This window comes from Chryseobacterium sp. ISL-6 (assembly GCF_018613715.1).
In the GTDB taxonomy this organism is placed as follows: domain Bacteria; phylum Bacteroidota; class Bacteroidia; order Flavobacteriales; family Weeksellaceae; genus Chryseobacterium; species Chryseobacterium paludis.
Genome location: NZ_JAGGPT010000014.1, coordinates 93,014 through 112,492, shown reverse-complemented (window position 1 = coordinate 112,492; position 19,479 = coordinate 93,014). Strand labels below are relative to the sequence as shown.

17 protein-coding genes and 1 pseudogene are annotated in these 19,479 nt (G+C 35.6%); 12 read left to right on the top strand and 6 right to left on the bottom strand.

Going from position 1 to position 19,479, the window contains the following annotated elements:
- Positions 1-80: 80 nt before the first annotated feature.
- The 3 genes from J7E44_RS22900 to J7E44_RS22890 form a co-directional block, all read right to left on the bottom strand.
- On the bottom strand, positions 81-272 hold the full coding sequence (locus J7E44_RS22900) for a hypothetical protein (protein ID WP_214834316.1): 192 nt from the start codon (positions 270-272) through the stop codon (positions 81-83).
- 353 nt (positions 273-625) lie between these two features.
- Complete coding sequence (locus J7E44_RS22895; protein ID WP_214834313.1) at positions 626-1,174, bottom strand: hypothetical protein; 549 nt, start codon at positions 1,172-1,174, stop codon at positions 626-628.
- Positions 1,175-1,176: 2 nt separating this feature from the next.
- Entirely contained in the window at positions 1,177-1,557 is a 381-nt protein-coding gene (locus tag J7E44_RS22890; protein ID WP_214834310.1) for a hypothetical protein, read from the bottom strand.
- Positions 1,558-2,384: 827 nt separating this feature from the next.
- On the opposite strand from J7E44_RS22890, the gene J7E44_RS22885 reads away from it, so the two are divergent.
- The 3 genes from J7E44_RS22885 (at position 2,385) to J7E44_RS22875 (ending at position 4,562) form a co-directional block, all read left to right on the top strand.
- On the top strand, positions 2,385-2,816 hold the full coding sequence (locus J7E44_RS22885) for a DoxX family protein (protein ID WP_214834307.1): 432 nt from the start codon (positions 2,385-2,387) through the stop codon (positions 2,814-2,816).
- Positions 2,806-3,936: a chromate efflux transporter gene (gene chrA / locus J7E44_RS22880; protein WP_214834304.1), complete on the top strand. Its 1,131-nt coding sequence runs from the start codon at positions 2,806-2,808 to the stop codon at positions 3,934-3,936. The genes J7E44_RS22885 and chrA overlap by 11 nt, the downstream gene beginning before the upstream one ends.
- 194 nt (positions 3,937-4,130) lie before the next feature.
- On the top strand, positions 4,131-4,562 hold the full coding sequence (locus J7E44_RS22875) for an energy transducer TonB (RefSeq protein WP_214834301.1): 432 nt from the start codon (positions 4,131-4,133) through the stop codon (positions 4,560-4,562).
- Positions 4,563-4,910: 348 nt separating this feature from the next.
- On the opposite strand, the pseudogene J7E44_RS24025 reads toward J7E44_RS22875, so the two are convergent.
- Together J7E44_RS24025 and J7E44_RS22870 are read right to left on the bottom strand one after the other, a co-directional pair.
- Positions 4,911-5,006: pseudogene (locus tag J7E44_RS24025) on the bottom strand (helix-turn-helix domain-containing protein); the annotation flags it as partial.
- Positions 5,007-5,410: 404 nt separating this feature from the next.
- Complete coding sequence (locus tag J7E44_RS22870; protein ID WP_214834299.1) at positions 5,411-6,223, bottom strand: hypothetical protein; 813 nt, start codon at positions 6,221-6,223, stop codon at positions 5,411-5,413.
- A gap of 517 nt (positions 6,224-6,740) precedes the next feature.
- Between J7E44_RS22870 and J7E44_RS22865 the strand changes: the two genes are divergently transcribed.
- The 8 genes from J7E44_RS22865 (at position 6,741) to J7E44_RS22830 (ending at position 16,211) form a co-directional block, all read left to right on the top strand.
- On the top strand, positions 6,741-7,340 hold the full coding sequence (locus J7E44_RS22865) for a Crp/Fnr family transcriptional regulator (RefSeq protein WP_214834296.1): 600 nt from the start codon (positions 6,741-6,743) through the stop codon (positions 7,338-7,340).
- A gap of 98 nt (positions 7,341-7,438) precedes the next feature.
- On the top strand, positions 7,439-9,172 hold the full coding sequence (locus J7E44_RS22860) for a cbb3-type cytochrome c oxidase subunit I (RefSeq protein ID WP_214834293.1): 1,734 nt from the start codon (positions 7,439-7,441) through the stop codon (positions 9,170-9,172).
- Positions 9,172-10,161, top strand: a complete 990-nt coding sequence (locus J7E44_RS22855; protein ID WP_214834290.1) for a cytochrome c — start codon at positions 9,172-9,174, stop codon at positions 10,159-10,161. The genes J7E44_RS22860 and J7E44_RS22855 overlap by 1 nt, the downstream gene beginning before the upstream one ends.
- Before the next feature lies 1 nt (position 10,162).
- Complete coding sequence (locus tag J7E44_RS22850; RefSeq protein WP_214834287.1) at positions 10,163-10,423, top strand: hypothetical protein; 261 nt, start codon at positions 10,163-10,165, stop codon at positions 10,421-10,423.
- A gap of 11 nt (positions 10,424-10,434) precedes the next feature.
- Entirely contained in the window at positions 10,435-10,836 is a 402-nt protein-coding gene (locus J7E44_RS22845) for a cytochrome C (protein WP_214834285.1), read from the top strand.
- Positions 10,837-11,180: 344 nt separating this feature from the next.
- A complete protein-coding gene (locus J7E44_RS22840; protein ID WP_353050519.1) occupies positions 11,181-12,302 on the top strand; it encodes a chloride channel protein in 1,122 nt (373 codons plus the stop codon).
- Positions 12,303-12,824: 522 nt separating this feature from the next.
- Positions 12,825-14,132 carry a DUF3945 domain-containing protein gene (locus J7E44_RS22835; protein WP_214834282.1) on the top strand — a complete coding sequence of 436 codons (1,308 nt, stop codon included), beginning with the start codon at positions 12,825-12,827 and terminating at the stop codon, positions 14,130-14,132.
- A 3-nt stretch (positions 14,133-14,135) separates the two neighbouring features.
- Positions 14,136-16,211: a type IA DNA topoisomerase gene (locus J7E44_RS22830; protein ID WP_214834278.1), complete on the top strand. Its 2,076-nt coding sequence runs from the start codon at positions 14,136-14,138 to the stop codon at positions 16,209-16,211.
- An 81-nt stretch (positions 16,212-16,292) separates the two neighbouring features.
- Here J7E44_RS22830 and mobC read toward each other — a convergent pair whose 3' ends face one another.
- Positions 16,293-18,293, bottom strand: coding sequence for a conjugal transfer protein MobC (gene mobC, locus J7E44_RS22825; protein WP_214834275.1), 2,001 nt, complete (start codon positions 18,291-18,293; stop codon positions 16,293-16,295).
- Between the two features lie 177 nt (positions 18,294-18,470).
- On the opposite strand from mobC, the gene J7E44_RS22820 reads away from it, so the two are divergent.
- Positions 18,471-19,478, top strand: a complete 1,008-nt coding sequence (locus tag J7E44_RS22820) for a PDDEXK nuclease domain-containing protein (RefSeq protein ID WP_214834272.1) — start codon at positions 18,471-18,473, stop codon at positions 19,476-19,478.
- Position 19,479 lies beyond the last annotated feature (1 nt).

Sequence of the window (19,479 nt, the reverse complement as noted above, 5' to 3'; positions counted from 1 at the left end):
TTTTATTTTGAAGACATACAGCGAAAAGACCAAGTTATTTGAAAAGAAAATTATGAATATAAAAATTATTATTGATTTCATCACTTTTTGTACCTATTGTCTGTTTTTAAAATTACCGCTATTCCTACAAAAAGTATTTGTGTTGTTGGATCTATTGCAATAATATAGTTGTCTTTATTTTTAGCGTTAAATCCCTTTTCCTTAAATCCCTTTAATGTAAGATAATTACTATCATTAGTGATATTAACTTCATTTACACATATTTTCTCCATTGTGAATACGTCAGCCCTTTGTAGACTAATTTAGTAGAAAACTAATATAGTGTTACGAATATGGAAAAGACAAAAGAAATAACAGATTATTTAAACTATCTAAAAAAAGTTCAAGTATTAAAATATGCAAAAGAACGGAGTAAAAATAAGGAAGCGTATGAATTTTTCGGTATAAAAAAGAGCACCTTTTATAAGTCCCATCTAAAACTATAATTGTATTAACTTCAAACAATCTGCCCATCGTTCCGTTTACCCCTCCTAAATTCGTGCCCCAATCCCTTTGGTAGTTAAAGTTTGGGCAGTACAGAGTACTGCCGCAAACAAAAGCAAATATTTTACACTTTGCATGTATTCTATTTTACGAAAACCCAATAATCACCACCCATGGTGAAAGCCTCACCTTTAAAATCATAATTATTACCATTTAAAGTACCAGATCCCGTGACAACAGAGGCATTACTTGATACGCATGAAGATACAAAACCGACAGAACCAGTTAAAGGAGATGTTGCATTATAATTGCTTGAATCATTTAGTTCAAAGTCTATACGATCCCAAACTGTATCCACAACTTGAACATCATATTCATTTACTGGGGTATAAATCGAATTATTAGTAACATTTGTCCATCCATCAATGGTATTTGGGTACGGAAAATGTGAGTTATTAGTCATCATATCACTATACTTCACACAAACCACCTCATTTCCTTGTGCTATATGTGCTGCAGGAGCATTACTTTTGTAACTGTCACAATTATTAATATCTACAGTGTTCAGTGTATAATATAGATCTAATCCATACGAATGATAATTAACAATATGAAGATTTCCAGTCCTATTCTGCGCAAATAAAGAAGAGCCAAAAGCAAGCCCTAATATAAATAATGCTATCTTTTTCATAATTATTGGTTTTTAAGGTTATTATTGATATTGTTAATTTTTTGATTATATATTTTCACAGCCCAGACTAATATTTTGTCTCGGTCTCCCTGTGTTTCTTTTCTAATCTTACTCTCTGTTGCTCCTGTAGATTTTATAAGCCCCAAAGCAGATGGAATAAGGAGGTCTTTTCTCCTGTTGTTCAACTCAGAAGAATTTCCTCTTTGCATTTTTTCTTCTGGGGTTTCTTTGTTTTCAGAATTCCCAAGGCTCTTTATGGCCTTTTCGAAGTTTACCACATCTGGAGATTTTCCAGCTTCGTAAGAAACGATGGCAAGTTGCTCATTGTTGCAAGATGCCAAAAAAGCCAAAATTAGGCTTCCCATAATAAATGATTTTTTCATTGTTATTATTTTGGTGATTAATAATTCAATAAAAGTAGAAAATTAACTTTAAATACGCAATTTTTTTTAATTTTAACTTCTAAATGTGTGGTATATTTAGAATAAAATTATATAATGAATAATTAATATTTTTTAAATTTTCAAAAAAAATCAACAAGTCACGGTTCTCCAAGTAAGGAGTTCGATTCTAAAGATTTAGAATATGAAATTAGTTGGATGAAACATTCTATAACTGAGAAACAAAAAGCTTTAGCTGGCTTTTACGATGGCAAAGATTATATGCTGAAGCGGGAGTAGGTGTAATCAAAACATATGACAATTCCAATAAACCTTATTACAGATTAATCTTCAGTCGCAACCTCAGATATTGAGAATTTAAAATTGATCCAACTACAGGTGATATTAAAAAGATAGACTATAATTTGGCGTATGAGTAGATCGGAAAGCTGCATTTGACATTTACTACATCTAACTAATAGTTCGAGTAAATTTTTTTATACATTAGAGTCTCAAAAAACGATATTTAAAAAATAAGTTTCATTGGCAATCTGCTAAATATTTCTAAGGGTTATTTTAAGCTAGGAAATATAGTTTATTTTTAACTGTATGGATTCTAATCTTTTAAACAAAGGTTTGTCATTTCAAAGAAAAATTTAGATGAAAATGATGTGTAAGCACTTAATAATCAAATCATCAAAATATAATTTTATATTAGTATCACAGATAACTTTACGATTATCTAAATCAGATTGACGCAGTGCGTAAATTTGAAAGTTGTGCGTCAGCCTATAATCAATAGTATGAAACAATAAACCTACAAACAAAAAATGAAAAACCGCATATTAAAAACTGACAACTCAAAAACGACAATCATAATTCGATTAATGGTTGGAGCTGTATTTCTTTCGGAGGGAATTCAGAAATTTTTATTTGCCGACCAACTTGGAACAGGACGATTTGAAAAAATCGGCTTGCCTTCGCCAGAATTTTTAGGGAGTTTTGTTGGCGGTTTTGAAATTGTTTGTGGACTACTTATTCTTGTCGCACTTTTTACAAGATTGGCAAGTATTCCATTGATTATAATAATGTTGGTAGCCATTGCAACAACCAAATCAGAAGTTTTAACCGAAAAAGGTTTTTGGGAAACGATGCACGGAAGCAGAACCGATTGGGCAATGCTTTTGGGAAGTGTGTTTTTGTTAATTAAAGGCAGTGAATTTTGGTCGTCTGACAAAATTTTGAGAAAAGATGAAGCATAAAGCGAACTTAAAAGAAATAGCCAAACTTTTCCTGAAACTTGGGATTATTGGTTTTGGTGGACCTGCTGCACACATTGCTATGATGCAAGACGAAGTGGTTACCAAAAGAAAATGGCTGACCGAACAGCATTTTTTAGACTTGATAGGAGCGACCAATTTAATTCCTGGACCGAATAGCACCGAAATGGCCATTCATATCGGACACGAAAAGGGCGGTTGGAAGGGTTTGATTGTTGCAGGTCTGTGTTTCATTTTACCAGCCGTTTTTATAACAGGCGTTTTTGCTTATCTCTACAAACAATACGGACAAGTTCCAGAAGTACAACCATTTATCTATGGCATAAAGCCAGCCATCATTGCTATTATTTTAGGAGCTATTTTTCCATTGGCAAAAAAATCGTTAAAATCGACTAAACTCATCATTATCGGAATATTGGTTTTGTTGGGTTCATTGTTCAACATCAATGAAATTTATTTGATGTTTGGAGCAGGTTTATTTGCATTGTTTTTGGCATACTTAAGAAACAGAAAAAATAATAATCTCAACAGTTTTCTGCCATTAACATTACTGCAAATGACGAACACGACTATACTTTCTGCAAGCAACGCCAACTTGTTTTGGATTTTCCTAAAAATTGGTGCCATACTATATGGAAGCGGTTATGTTTTATTTGCATTTCTCGATACTGAGTTAGTTGCAACCGGACTTTTGACAAGACAACAATTAATTGATGCCATTGCAGTGGGGCAATTTACACCTGGACCCGTTTTTTCTTCAGTTACTTTTATTGGTTATCAAATCAACGGATTGGCAGGTGCAATCGTTTCGACAATCGCTATATTTCTGCCGTCGTTTGTTTTTGTTGCATTGCTCAACCCAATCGTAAAGAAAATGCGAAACTCTAAACTGTTTTCAGTATTTTTGGACGCTGTAAATGTTGCATCAGTCGCAATAATTGTAGCAGTTTGTTTTGAAATGGGAAAAGATATGGTCACTGACTGGCGGACAATTTTGATTGCTGTTTTAAGTATTGCTATTGCATTTGGATACAAGAAATTGAATAGTGCTTTTGTAGTTTTGGGAGGTTCATTAATCGGTTATCTATTAACACTAATATGACAACAAAAAAGACGGGCAAATACACAACAGCAGTTTAACAAAATGGCGGTTCAGTGCTAAATTCAACGGTAGTTCTTCGTTTGAACTTTTGTGTAAAACTGAACATTTGCACTTCTATTCCGCCACTTCGCCAAGCTGCAAACCGCTAAAATAAGGTCTCACAAGACGATTAATTACTTTGTAAAATTATTTGAATGAAAATAAAAATAACACTTATAGGATTGCTTTTATCAATCATTTCCTATGCTCAGGAACTGCCAACAACTGGAGTTCAAATATATCCCCAAAATACAAAAAAATCAAAAACTGATAACAACAAAGTTTACACTGAGGTAGAACAAGCGCCGGAGTTTCCAGGAGGAATTAACGCATTCAGGAAGAAGTTTATTGAGAATTTGGATTTTTCTAAAATCGAAGCTAAAGGGGTAGTATCAAGTGAGCTGAATTTTACTATTGAAAAAGATGGAACATTGACTGATCTAAAAGCTAAAGGAAAAAATACACAATTTAATTCTTCGCTCATAGCTGCAGTTAAATCGATTAAAATGAAATGGATTCCAGGTAAAATGGATGGTGATTACGTTCGTTCTACTTTTAGGATGCCATTGAGAATGGTTTTGGAGTGATGTAGTGATCAATTATTGAATTTGCAACTTGACGACAATATTTTATCTTAATTTTCATTCATCCAAATAATGTTTTTAATTAAAAAATTTCATTAGTAGGTATAGAGGTTAAATTTATTTCTACATCGAAAATAAATTACTTACTAACTTTTGCAATAGTTTAATTATGAAAAAATATATTCTTTTATAATTGTAAATGTTCTATTTAACTGTAGTGAGGAAAAAATTAAGCAAACTGAGAAATTACCAATTTCTAAATCAGTCAATACTGTTGTAAATTCCAGTGATATTGACCACCCATTTTCAAATCAAAGTGACCATGTAATTTCGGATTAAATTGACCACCTGTGGAAGCCTCCTGGAAGACCTGTATCTCTGAAGTGATCTTGAACTAATCGTAAGTATCTGCAACAAATTCTGATTATCAAGCAAGTACTCTCCATCGGTTTCTGTACCCGGTTTTAGTAAAAATCCATCCACAGAAAATACCATAACGAAATTAAACTGGGTAATATTTTCTATAACTGGATAGAATATATATTTGAAAGTAAAATTATTCTCTAAAAAATATAGAATCATCAAATAGTGAAACAAAAATACATCGGATAATTATTTAAAGCTATCTCTATAGTTATTACAAAAATTTAAGAATAAATTCTTTGAATTTAAATTAGATTATTCATAACAGATGCAAGAATGGTGATAGCTAACCACTAATACCTGTTAATATGAGCATACTTATTGAACAAAAAACCCACGTACAAAATTGTACGTGGGTTTGTATGTATTGCTGATTTTTTATAATAGTAAAAATCTCTTTTGATTTACTGTCTGGAAATTTCAATCTTTTAGAAACCTAAAGCTCCACAACCAGAAGCTAATGCTGCAGCAATGCCCCATCCTCCTAATATAACTGCATTAGCACCAGGCACTCCTAAACCTGCAGCTCCGGCAACACCAATTGCTGTAAAATATTGGGCGGAACCACTTACATCCCCGATTAATGCCCCTCTCCAACTCATTATTTGCATCGGCGGATCCTGTCCAAATGTACTATCAAAAAATCCATCACCTCCTAATGTAGTAGGGGCCCAAAGTTTTGCAGAGCTTTTAGCTACTTTTACCGTGCCTAAGACAACGTCTAAATCATCACAACTCAAATTTGCTTGAGCTTCCTGCTCTATTAAGCTTAACTTGTCATTAAAAGCATCTAAATTATTTATATTATCTGTTTCATTCAGAATCCTAACTATATACGGATATGATTCTTTTTGTGAGATAGGATTATTACTCCATTGTCTTAAATCATATTTATAAGTAGAAAGCTGTTCATTAACACTTAAAACTTTGCTTTTAAATTCGTCTTCCGACATATTGAATACAGATGTATCTATTCCCATATTCTGGAAATTATTCAAGATTTTGCTCCTTGCAACAATAGGATTAGAAAAATCAACACCATTATACAGGCTAATAACATATTGATTGTGTAATTCTCCAAGATCAGCAGCAGTAAAATCAACCGTCTTACAAGTTTTACCCGACATAGCACTTGGTTGCTGATTTTCCAATCCAGCATTACTATCGCTGTTAGTACAGCCTATTAAAGATGTGATGGCTAACGCCATGCTTGATACAATTGCAATAAGTTTTGTTTTCATTTTTTAATATTTTTTATTGGTTTAATAAAATTATATAATCACTTTTTTTGCCCATTGATCTTTTGAAAATAATTAATCCAACTTTTTTGAAACTTTAGTTAAATCATTTTTTTCAAAGATCATTTTTTTTAAAAAAAATCGTTATAATAAACTAGTAAGTGTTCACATTTCTTAGATAAGTGTGATTATTTTTAAAGTAAGTGTAATCCAAGAGTTTGGAAATTTATTTCAAAAACACAAAAGTATGTAATGGATTATACACCTGGAGAATGCCGCTCTTAACTAATTCATATGAAAAAGCGTTAAAATTTCCAATTTGCCTTGTGCTCAAAATAAATAACATGAAGAAAACAATATCAATACTACCCCCCAATAACAGATTCAGCATCCGGTATCTCGCTGCCATAAACCTATGCTGAAGGAGTAAGTAATGATTATTTTATCTGATTGGCAGAGAAATATTAGATTTAAGAGGATTTCTAATGACAAAATTCCATAGGATTCTTTATCTTTAAGGATGATTCCTGAAGAACTTTTAAAAAAATATAATGGCAAGATAGAACAATATGACAGTGGAGATTTTGTATATGAAGAAAATACAGTGTGTCAGAACTACTTTCAGATAATATCAGGAAAAATCAAGCTTAACAACTACAGTGAAGATGGCAAAGAGTTTATCCAGAATATCTTTGAAGCGCCCCAATGTTTTGGTGAGGTTTTGCTTTTTGTAAACGAACGATATCCTTCAAATGCTATTACTTTAACCAATACTGTGATTATAAAACTTTCCGTTCAAAAATTCTTTAAATTATTGAATGACCATCCGGAATATGCAGTAGAAATTAACAAAAATCTTTCAAAGAGGCTATATTATAAAATGATCATGTCCCAGCATCTATTTTCTAAAGACCCTAATATAAGACTCACAGTTTTAATGGATTATTTTAAGAACAGCAATCATATAAAAGAAAATTCGGAGGATGGATATCTGATTCCCTTAACACGTCAGCAAATGGCCAATCTTACCGGTTTAAGGGTAGAAACTGTTATTCGGACCATTAAATTAATGGAGAAGAACAATCTGCTTAAAATAAAAAAACGGCAAATCTACTATTAAATAAAACAATCGTTTGTGATCGAGATCATAATTGAAAAATTGGACTTCAGTGTAACTTTAAGAGAGATAAAAAAGCTGATCTCTTTAAAATTCATACGATGGACAAACTTCTCAATGAGCCTGGGTTACAAATCACAATTATTCTATTTTCATTACCTGTAATTTTTGCACTGATCCTTATTTTAATAAGGGTTAACAGGATGATTTCTGATACTTTAAAAAAGAATGAGCTTAAAAAAATCTACGAGAAGCTGAGCCACCTTCAACCTGGAGAAATTTCAGCATTGGAAGAACGAAAACAGGAACTTGAATTTCAACTTTCAGGAAATGAACTCTCGTCTAATAAGATTGTAAAAGATCCACGGGGATTAGTAGATCAGGCAAATGAAATACATGATATCCGTTTTCTCCAGACCAAAAGAGAAGAAGGAAGAAATATTGAAATTCCAGAAGCAGAAAAAAAATTAATATTATGGTTTTTAGGATGTAGTGTATTTTGGCTTTTTATGGGAACTACCGTTGGTGAATATCTGGGAATTAAATTCGTGGCCCCCGATGCTGACCATGTCAGTTGGCTGAGTTTTGGACGTCTGAGGCCAGTACATACCAATATGGTTTTCTGGGGCTGGGCATCGATGGCCATGATGGGATTTTCCTATTATGTTGTTCCCAGAGTTGGAAATACTAAAATCTTCAATCTCAAAATAGGATACCTTACCTTGATATTAATGAATTCCGCAGTATTTCTAGGTAGTCTCTGTTTAATGGCAGGGATCAATAACAGTGGTGGGGAATACAGAGAATACATTTGGCCGGTTATGATACTTTTTGCTGTAGGAATTATAATTAGTATTTACAATCATATTAGTACTATAGCATTCAGGAAAACGGAAGAAATTTATGTTTCTAACTGGTATGTCGTTTCTGCCATGATGTTTGTGGTTGTTATTTTAGTGGTCGCTTATCTTCCTTTCTGGCAGGATGGTCTAGGTGAAACAATTACCCAGGGATATTTTATGCATCAGGGAGTTGGGATGTGGTTTATGTTCTTCAACCTGGGGCTCATGTATTATTTCCTACCCCAAGAACTTAACAGTCCGGTGTATTCATACAGTCTGAGTATACTTGCGTTTTGGACGCAGATTTTATTTTATACGTTGATTGGGACTCATCATTTTATCTTCAGTGCTATTCCATGGTGGATGCAGACCATCGCTATTGTTGCCAGCGTCGGAATGGTAATTCCGGTTGCAGCAGGAAGCGTCAATTTTATGATGACCATCCGGGGCTCATGGCATCGCCTTAAACTTAGTTATGTACTTCCATTTTACGTGGTTTCCATCATTTTCTATTTTACAGGCTCCATGCAAGGAACAGCAGAGGCTTTTAGGGCAACCAATTTATTATGGCATTTTACCGATTTTACTGTAGCTCATTCACATTTGACAATGTATGGAATCATCACCTTTATGTTATGGTCTTTCACCTATACCTTAGTTCCGCGGCTTACCTCCTATGATCCCCCAAGCATTACCGTAGGATTACATTTCTGGATGGCTTTGATCGGAGTACTGGTCTATACGGTCTCTTTAATGATAGGCTCTACGGAAAAAGGAATGTTTTGGATGGAAAAAAAACCTTTTATTGAAGGAGTTATAAAGATGTTTCCTTTTTGGCTTTGGAGAGCAATTGGCGGAACAATGATGTGGATTTCACATATAGTCTATGCCTATAACTTTTACAGAATGATAAAACCGAGAAAGGAAATAAAACTTCCTCAATCACCTATAGAGCTTTTAGAAATCCTTCACACAAAACAAGCAAGATCATAATGGATTTTTTCAGCGACCATAAAAAATTGTTTTCATCGGCATTGGTGTTTTTCCTTTTCCTAACCTTGATTATCTGCATTTTACCAGCACTTAACAATCAGAAAGCATACCAACCATTGCCGGGAAGCAAAGCCCTTTCAGAAGAGGAAAGTCATGGAAAAGAAATCTATATCCGTGAAGGATGTGTGGCCTGCCATACACAACAGGTAAGAAATGTTGATATGGATCAGGTTTTTGGAAGCAGGCCAAGTTTGGCTATCGATTATGTACGAAATAAAAGGTTAAATCTTTTTCAGAATACCGCCACCTTAATGGGAACTGAAAGGACCGGACCCGATCTTACGAGTATTGGAACCAGGCAGCCAAGTAAAGAATGGCAATATTCACATCTGTTCAATCCAAGATCAGTTGTTCCTGAATCCATAATGCCCTCTTATAAATGGTTGTTTATGATAAAAGAAAGACTTGATACCGGAGACGTGGAAGTAAATGTTCTGGAGAAATTTAAAGCCGGAATTAAAGGGAAAATTATTCCTTCAAAAGATGCTCAGGATTTAGTTGCTTATTTATTGAGCTTAAAACAAACTGAACTTCCTAAAAGTCTTCCTGCAAGAGAATTTTTATATAAAATAGAGAAAAAAACGGAAGGTAAAGCCAGCGGAGATAACCTTCCTGACGGAAGTTCGTTGTTTACGGCAAATTGTGCAACCTGTCATCAGGCCAATGGAGAAGGTCTGCCTGGAGCTTTTCCACCTTTAAAGGGAAGTCCCGTTGTTTTAGGTGATAATTTGGAATTATACGTCACCATTATTATGAAGGGATACGATCCGCGTCCGGAATTTGCAACAATGCCTGCAGTTGGCGATAACGCGGGATTTTCTCCGGAAGACGTGGCTGCTCTAATCAATCACGAACGGACAAGCTGGGGAAATACCGGTAAGAAAGTAACGGCTGAGGAAGTAAAAGCAATCATGGATAAAATAAAATAATATGAAAAAGATAAAATTTGGAATACCTGTTTTTTTATTTTGGGCAGGATATGTTCGTGCCTGTGATGCCTGTAAACTTCAGCAACCCAAAATTACACAGGATTTTACTCATGGAACTGGTCCGGAGTCAAACTGGGACTGGTGTATTGTCGTAGGTATTACTGTAATAACACTTATTACTTTGCTTTATTCTTTCAGATTCCTTATTAAACCGGGGGAAAAGAACAGAAAACATATCAAAAATACAATATTGGATTTTTAAAACTTCGAAGAATGTCAAAACACAATGCCATTGTCTTTTTATTTATGGATGAGGAAGCGAATCCAATTGCCGAACTTCAGACTCCTGTCGTTTTTAACCTTGATACCACAAAATTAACAGATGGAGAACATACTCTAAAAATTGTAAGCAAATTTGATCAGAAAGAAGGATTAAAGATCATCCGTTTTACAGTTCGTAATGGTCCCATTATTCATATAGAAGGACTTTCCGATAATGAAACGGTGAATGGGACTTTACCATTAATGCTCAATGCCTATGATACAGGAAGAAACCAGAGCTTCATTATCAAAGGAAGTGAAAATCCCAGAACGATCCCAATTTGGGTTTGGGTAATCGCTTTGGTTTTTGTAGCCTGGGCAGCTTTTTATATAGTAACGAACTTTCGTCTTTGAATTAGTTTATTATTAGTTTATTTTTTTTAAAATCTTGTCAGGATAGCCTTCCTGACGAGGTTTTTGTAAGATATCTAGATTTATGAAGTATCCTACCCCCAGATAGCTGTCATATTCTGGAGGACCAGAACTTAAGAAAGAAATCACAGAAACAATTTTCTAGAATATCATAAAAATAAGGACACCATCGTGTTGATTTATGCTGCGAAAAATAAAAAGTATTGCTACCCCTTGATTAAAAAATATTTAGAAGATTTGACCTAGTCAGATAGAATATCATGTACTATTTTTTTGACTGCACTTCTCCAACACTTAATTTTGTAAAAATTGAATTCATACAGGTAATGAAAAGGAAAAAAATACAAAGACATCATTATTTCAGGTTAGTTTTAGTTTCAGTCTTAATAAGCATCTGCGCATCTTTTCTGGGATATTCGTTAAAATTCATAACTGAACGTTTTCAAAAACTCATATTCTATTTTGTAGAAAGAGAGAATTCTATATTATTTATTTTTCTTCCGACAATTGGAATTACAGCTATATATTTTTTAAGAAAATATCTTTTCCTAAACAGAAAAAATAAAGGAATCACCGAAATTTATAAAACCGTTGATCAAAGAAAAGACCATTTACCACTTTTTAAAATTCCATCACATTATTTTAATGGATTTCTGACAGTCATCTTTGGTGGTTCCACTGGAATTGAGGTCTCCACTGTCGTTGCAACGGCAACCCTTGGAAATGCAGTGTATGAAAAACAATTTTCCGCTAACATTTATAAACTAGAACTTATTTGCGCAGGAGTTGTAGCAGGAGTGGCCATCTTGTTTGGAAGCCCGATTGCAGGCTGGCTTTTTGCGATGGAAGTAATTGCAAGGAAATTTAATAAAACTCTTTTTATAAGTTGCACTGCATCAGCTGTAATTTCGGGAGTTTTTTTGCATTTTGTAAAGAGTGAACCATTACTTCCTTTCGAGATTACCGGATGGAAATGGAATGCCCTACCTTTTTTTATACTGTTAAGCTTGTTAGGAGGTATTTTATCTGTGTATTTTACATTTTTAGTGATTAAAATTAAAGACTTTTTTTCAGGTATTTCCAATAACTTTTACAGGGTAAATCTTGGAGCTCTAATCGTAGGAGGTATGATATTTTGTTTTCCTTTTTTATATGGAGACAGTTATCATTCGCTCTCGGAAATTCTTAATCATCCTCAAAGTTTCTCCTTTATTTTCCTTCTTTTTCTAATTCTCTTAAAACCCTTGGCTTCTTCATTAACCCTTGGCGCAGGGGGAGATGGTGGTGTCTTTGCACCAAGTATTGTTGCCGGTGCTTTTCTTGGGTTTACATTTGCACTTTTCTGTAATACCTTTTTGGGAACTTCTTTAATTTACCTCAATTTTGTTTTAGTCGGAGCTGCTGCTACTTTATCGGCATCCCTTTACAGCACTTTTTCTAGTCTGTAATCTTGCTCCCAATGGTTACATTTTGTTCTTTCCTATTTTAATAGGATGCCTAATATCAAAAAATTTCGCTAAAAGGATATTACCTTATAATGTGTATACTTATAATTTATAAAAATGTTTTTCCTTTATAGAAAGTCAGCCTTTAGTACCTCAACCATAACCATTAATTAGCAAGCAACTTCTTATTTTCCATTGGCATCACCTTTTTTCATTCTCTAACTGTTAATTCTTCAATTTGCAAAGGCCTCCAAATTCATGCACCATAACTGCTTTCATTTTATTTGGATCGTCATTTCAATAATTAATTGTTATAATGAGATGATCTTACTAAATGATCACATCGAGAGAAATTAACCTGCAAATTGAGATATTTTTTTATCCTCTACCCTTACTCCCATTCCATTCAAAGAAAAAAATACCAAAATAGTAGTCAAAAAAAGCCAATACCTTCCATCAAATACCTTCTGTAACGAAATTGTAACAAAGACTGCTAAATTCGATGTTAGATACATATTTAACATCATGAAAGAATTAGAAAACCCAGGGGATATAGATTTAATTCCCAACTCAAGAAAAAATAACAACTCTTTTATAAAAATTGACAAACAAGGGGATTTTTTTTCCAATTTCTTTTTCAATTTTTTCAGTCAACTTAAGGATCCTACGTCATTTATTATGTTCGATGTTTCTTCTAAAGATGCTAAGAGTTTTCACATACAAAATCTGGATAAACTTAACAGTACATTCAAAACAACCAATCAAAATATAAAAACGATGAGTGCAACTACCCCATCTTCAGAAAAGGAATACTTATATTCCACTGATCAGATTGACTGGAATACCATGTCAAAATTCGGTTTAAACCAGGAAAAATTAGAGAAACTAAATGCACTAGATCCCCTATTACGGGGATTTAAAACTAATGGTCTTGTCCCCATTACAATGAATTTGGGAACTGCTGTAAGCAAAATGGACGTCCGTCTTTCATTGCAGACCAATGACACCGGAGATGTTGTTATTAACCTTCATAGTATCAGAAAAGAACCTAGCTTCAATTATCCGTTTCTCGGACATGAGTTTACCCAAGAAGACAAGAAAAACCTTATGGAAACAGGAAACATGGGCAGGATTGTTGATCTTGTCAATCCTAAAACCGATGAGATCATCCCTTCTGTCATAAGCAGAGACCGGCTCACCAATGAGCTTATTGCCTACCGGGCTGAAAATATCAAAATTCCTGATGAGATAAAAGGAGTACCACTGGATGCAGTACAGAAACAAACGCTCATGGAGGGTAACCCCCTTTATATAGAGGGAATGCTTTCCAAAAAGGGCGAGCTATTCAATGCATCGGTCCAATTTAATGCTGATAAGAAATATGTAGAATTCTTATTTGACAGAGGGATGAGCAACCAACAATCTCATGGCAATCATGCAATCGCAGACCAATCTGCCGAAATCCCCAGAACATTCAGGGGAAAGGAACTGAATGACGAACAGTATGATCAATTCAAAGCCGGTCAAACTATTTACATTGATGGTCTGATTGATAAAAAAGATCAGAAATACCAAGGCTACATCACATTCAATAGAGACACAGGTAAGATTGATTTTTCTTTCAAAAACCCTAACAATCTCGGAGAACAGGCAAAACCTACTGAAGCCCATGCGACCCAGGTGGCCATCAACTCCGAGGGTAAAACCAATGAGGCCACTAAAAACATCAAGGAGCCCTTACAATCTGCTCAGCAGACACCTAAAGACAAAAAACAACAAGAGAAACAGCAAAAGCCTAAAACACCCGCTAAGCCAAGATCACGTAAAATATAAGCTATGAAAGTCATCATTGCAGAAAAGCCGAGTGCTGCACTGGAAATAGCCAGCGTATTGGGCCCGTTTCAAAAAAAAGAAGGCTATCTGGAAGGCAATACCTACTGTGTGACCTGGGCTTTTGAACATTGGATAGATCTGGGAATGCCACATGATGAAGATATTTCAGGATTTGAAACAAATTCTCTTCCTGTACTTCCGGAGCCATATTTACGGGCTACCGGCAAGATTAAGAAAGAGAACAGCCTTGCTCTGGGTATAGCCGCATTAAAACAACTGAGCATAATTCAGCAGCTTTTTAATCAGTGTGAGGGCATTATCGTGGCTACCCATGCAGACAGAAAGGGGGAACTTATTTTCAGGTCCGTCTACCAATACCTGAAATGTACAAAACCCTTTGAAAGGCTTTGGATCAGTTCCCTTACTGAAAAATCGATTAAACAGGGCTTTGAAAACCTGAAGCCCGGAAAAGATTTTCACGGATTATATAAAGCATCTCAATGCAATCACTACGCAGACCGGCTCATAGACATCAATTCCACGCAAGCATTACACACAGTCACACATAAAAATATTTATTTGCCGGGAAGAGTACAGACTCCCGTACTGGCTATGGTATGCAAGCGTTACTTTGAAAACAAGGGTTTCTCGGTACAGAAATACTGGCAGATAGAACTTCTGCACACCAAAGATTTCATTGAATTTAAAAGCCGTTCACAAACCACGCTGAATAATAAAAAACAGGCAGAAGACCTTTTGAGATCCATTGAGAGAAATGGCAATACCCTAAGTGTTGCATCCATTACTCATAAAAATATAACGGAACATCCCCCTTTATTATTTGACCTGACAGGTTTGCAAAAAGAAGCCAATCAAAAACTGAATCTTTCAGCTGAAGAGACCCTGAATATAGCACAAAATCTATATGAAAAGAAGTTCATCACATATCCTAAAACAAAGAACAAATATATTCCTGAAGATATGTGGACTGAGATCCCCAACCTCATCAGGCTATTAGAGAGTAAGGATCATTTCGGGCAGATTATCCGCACAATGAAATGGGGGCATTTTAATAAACATATTGTCCGTCATGCAATGTTTACTGATCATCCGGGACTTCTTATTACTGAAAAGATCCCTTCGGCATTATCTTCAGAGCAGAATGCTGTATATGAAATGATTGCCTTTCGATTATTAGAATCTGTTTCTGAGGCATGCATCAGGCAGATTACCGAAGTTTCATTACAGGCTTTGCATTACGATTTTATAGCCAAAGGCTGTAAGATCCTGAATACGGGCTGGCGCTTGATCAAAGGCCAGTTTTCCGACGAAACAAGGACAATAGAGGATCTTCCATCTTTAAAAGAAGGTGATGAACTTAAGATCAAGGTGACTGCTATCCTGGAGGAAAAAGCCAAGCCACCTGAACTTTACACGGAAGCCACGCTTCTTTCCGCTATGGAAACAGCAGGAAAACGAGCCGAAGATGATGAAGAAAAGAAAATCTCACAGAATATTGGGATCGGCACTCCTGCAACAAGAGCTGGCATTATTGAAACATTATGTAACCTGGATTACATTAAACGGGAAAATAAGTCACTGATTCCCACTGAAAAAGGATTGCAGATCTATGAACTCGTTAAAGACAAAAAAATTGCAGATGCAGCAATGATGGCTAAATGGGAGCTGACCATGCAAAAAATAGAAAACAACGAAACAGATGCCATCAGTTTTCAAAAAGAAATTGAGGCTTACGCAGCATCTATTATCCAAGAATTGCTTCAAGTAAAGCTCAGGCAGATGAACTTACCACCGATAATCTGTCCTAAATGCCAATCCCATCCATTAACCATTCTGGACAAAATCATCCAATGTACGGGTGGCGCTTGCAGATGGCTGATGCTTCGCAATATTTGCGGAATTTCAATGGATCCAAATGATATTGAAAGCTTATTTGCAAAGGGAAAAACCTATTTGATAAAAGGAATGAAAAGCAAATCAGGAAAGAAATTTGATGCCCATCTGGTATTAAATGAAGATCATACGATTTCTTTTGAATTTGAGAACAATAAGAAATAATCCTGGCAAATATTCCGTATTTCAATAATCATTTAAAGGAATGAGGCGATCCATGATCAGCCTCATTCTTATTGTTACCGATTATTCATGCTGCAGTAAATACCGTAAATCCGGATCATTCTTTATACGCTCCATCTCAGTTTCAATAATCTGAACAATATCATTCTTAACCTGCATATAATTGCCCTGAATTTCCTGCGTCATCATATCCTCTCCCATTTCATTTTTAAAAGACATGATCTCAGGTATTTTCTGATAGTTTTTAGTTTCAGCAGTAACTTTTTCACTATCAACCACAATTTCAGCATGAAAAATCTTCTGTCCGATACGTTGATCAAAATTATCAGAAACAGCCCCTACAAACATCCCCTGAGTTAGTGCAGATATCTTGGAAGCCGGTATCAGACTATCCAGCTGAGTAGAAATCGAGGTCGATTTGTCATTTCTGTTAACAGTCATACTTTGTCTTTTCTGCAATACTTTACCAAATCTTTCCGATAGGCCTTTAGCAGTCTCTCCCACTACCTGGCCACTAAAGATATTACCCACCGTATTTTGGATCACCTTGCTTTCCTTATCTCCATAATCCCGGGTCAATTGTGAAAAATCCTGAAACCCTAAACATACTGCTACCTTATTACTCCTTGCCGTAGCAATAAGGTTATCCAATCCTCTGAAATAAATAGTGGGCAGCTCGTCTATGATCACAGAGCTTTTCAGCTGCCCTTTTTTATTGATCAGCTTTACAATACGGGAATTGTATAAGCCCAATGCCGCCGAATAGATATTCTGCCTGTCCGGATTGTTTCCTACACACAGTATTTTAGGTTCTTTGGGATTATTAATATCCAATGAAAAATCATCCCCCGTCATGACCCAGTATAAACTGGGAGAAATCATCCTTGACAAAGGGATCTTAGCAGATGCAATCTGTCCCTGGAGCTGATCCTGCGCTCCCCCCTGCCATGCATCCATGAAGGGGGAAAGATAATTTTCCAAATCAGGATAAGATGTCAGAATGGTGAAAACCTGGGAGTACTTTTTATTGAGCAATTCAATGGCATGGGGAAATGTACAGTACTTTCCATTCTCATAGATCTTCAAGAACCAAATGATGGCTGCTAAAAGAATAATGGGTGATTCTACAAAAAAGTCGCCCTGTTTTTGTATCCAGCTGCGGTTAAGGTTGAGCATGATGGTATAAGCAGCTTCATAGGCATCCGAAATGTCGGTCATAAAGTCCGGATTGAGAGGATTACATCGGTGGCTTTTTCTGGGATCATCAAAATTGATGACATAAAATTGTGGTTTTATCTTGTATTTATGCTGGTTCTTCAATAAATGGTTATAAGCTATGGTGGAGAGGTCATCGAATTTAAAATCATAGATATACATTGAAAAGCCTTTTTCAATTTGCTGCTTAATATAGTTGTTCACTATTGCGTATGATTTGCCTGATCCTGGTGTTCCCAGTACAATGGTCGCCCTGAACGGGTTTACAATATTGATCCAGCCTTTGTTCCATTTCCCTTTGTAATAAAACTTTGTAGAAAGATTGATGGAGTACTCGTTTTGCATCAGTTTGGTTTCCTGCATAAAACTTTCATTTTCATTATTGAAAACATCATCCATAAGGTTATTTTTCAATAAACGGCTCATCCATGTACCGGCCATCATCAAGCAAATGTATCCCAAAAAAAAGGCAAGTATATAAAGGTATTCTCCGATCAGAGTTGATAAGCCTAACAAAGCAGTATTTAGGAAAAACAGGATAAACCCGATTCCCAGTGCTACGTTGATTCTATACCAGGTGATCTTCTCCGTTTTCACCCCTTTGGTACCCAGGCAGCTCAATGCAAGCAACACGAGGACAAGTACTTTGGTATGCATCGGATGGTAAAATAATCCTGCGGTCCTATTGAAATTGCGCAGTATCTTATTGATTATTTCCAAAGTCCACCCCCTTTCCAGAAAAAATGCATAACAATACCAATATAGGTGCATAAGCACGATCAGAATACTTACAGCTCGCATCAATGCCATGATCTTAGCCAGGCCTCTTAAGTCATCTTCTCCTTGCATTTGATCATATTTTAATGTTCTGTCTTCAATTTAGATGCTGTCACAGGCATTTTTAAAAAGTGGCAGCTACCGGCTTTTTATGACTGTATTTGGCAGCGTATCCATCCTATATTTAATCACTGGCAATCCATAAGCTTCACTGAGAATGTTTAAATTTGTTTGTTTAAGAAAAGTACGATGACACCCATCCAATCAAAATACACCGAGCTCCTTGACAATATAGGATCAACTATCGAGATAGCCAGGCAAAATGCAGTCAGAGCAGTCAATACTGAACTTGTGAAAGCCAATTGGGAAATTGGCAGGCATATTGTCGAATTTGAGCAACATGGACAAGAAAGAGCTGAATACGGAAGTAATCTATTATCAACACTTTCCAAAGACCTTAAAAAGCGTTATGGCAAAGGATTTGGCAGGCGGAATATCCTTGATATGCGCCGGTTTTACCTTACGTATCAAAAATGGCAGGCAGTGCCTGCCAAATTAAGCTGGACCCATATGGTCACTTTACTCGGCGTTTCAGATGATACGGCAAGAAAGTTTTACGAAAAACAAACCGTATTGGAAAACTGGGGCTACAGGGAGCTTGACCGGCAGATTAATTCTTCCCTGTTTGAACGCCTTGCCTTGAGCAAAGATAAAAAAGGGGTATTACAGCTTGCAGAAAAAGGACATCTCATTACCCATTCCACAGAGGCTATAAAAGACCCTTACATTCTTGATTTCCTTCAATTACCTCAAAGCCATCAGGTAACAGAAAAGGCTTTGGAGCAGAAAATCATCGATAACCTGCAAATGTTCCTTCTGGAGCTGGGCAAAGGTTTTGCCTTTGTGGGAAGACAATATAAAATATCACTGAGAAATAGACATTTCTATATTGACCTTGTTTTTTACCATCGTATTCTAAAATGCTTTGTATTGATTGATTTAAAGATAAAGCAGGTGGAGCATAACGATATCGGTCAGATGAACCTTTACCTGAATTACTTCAAATCAGAGGAAAACGTCGAAGATGATAATGAACCCATCGGTATCATCCTCTCCGCAGAAAAAGACGAGGTACTTGTAGAATATGCTACCGGTGGAATTTCAAACAAGATCTTTGTTTCTAAATACCAGCTTTATTTACCCGATAAAAAAGAACTGCAAAACAAAGTAAAGGCCATACTGGACAAAGAAGGATAAA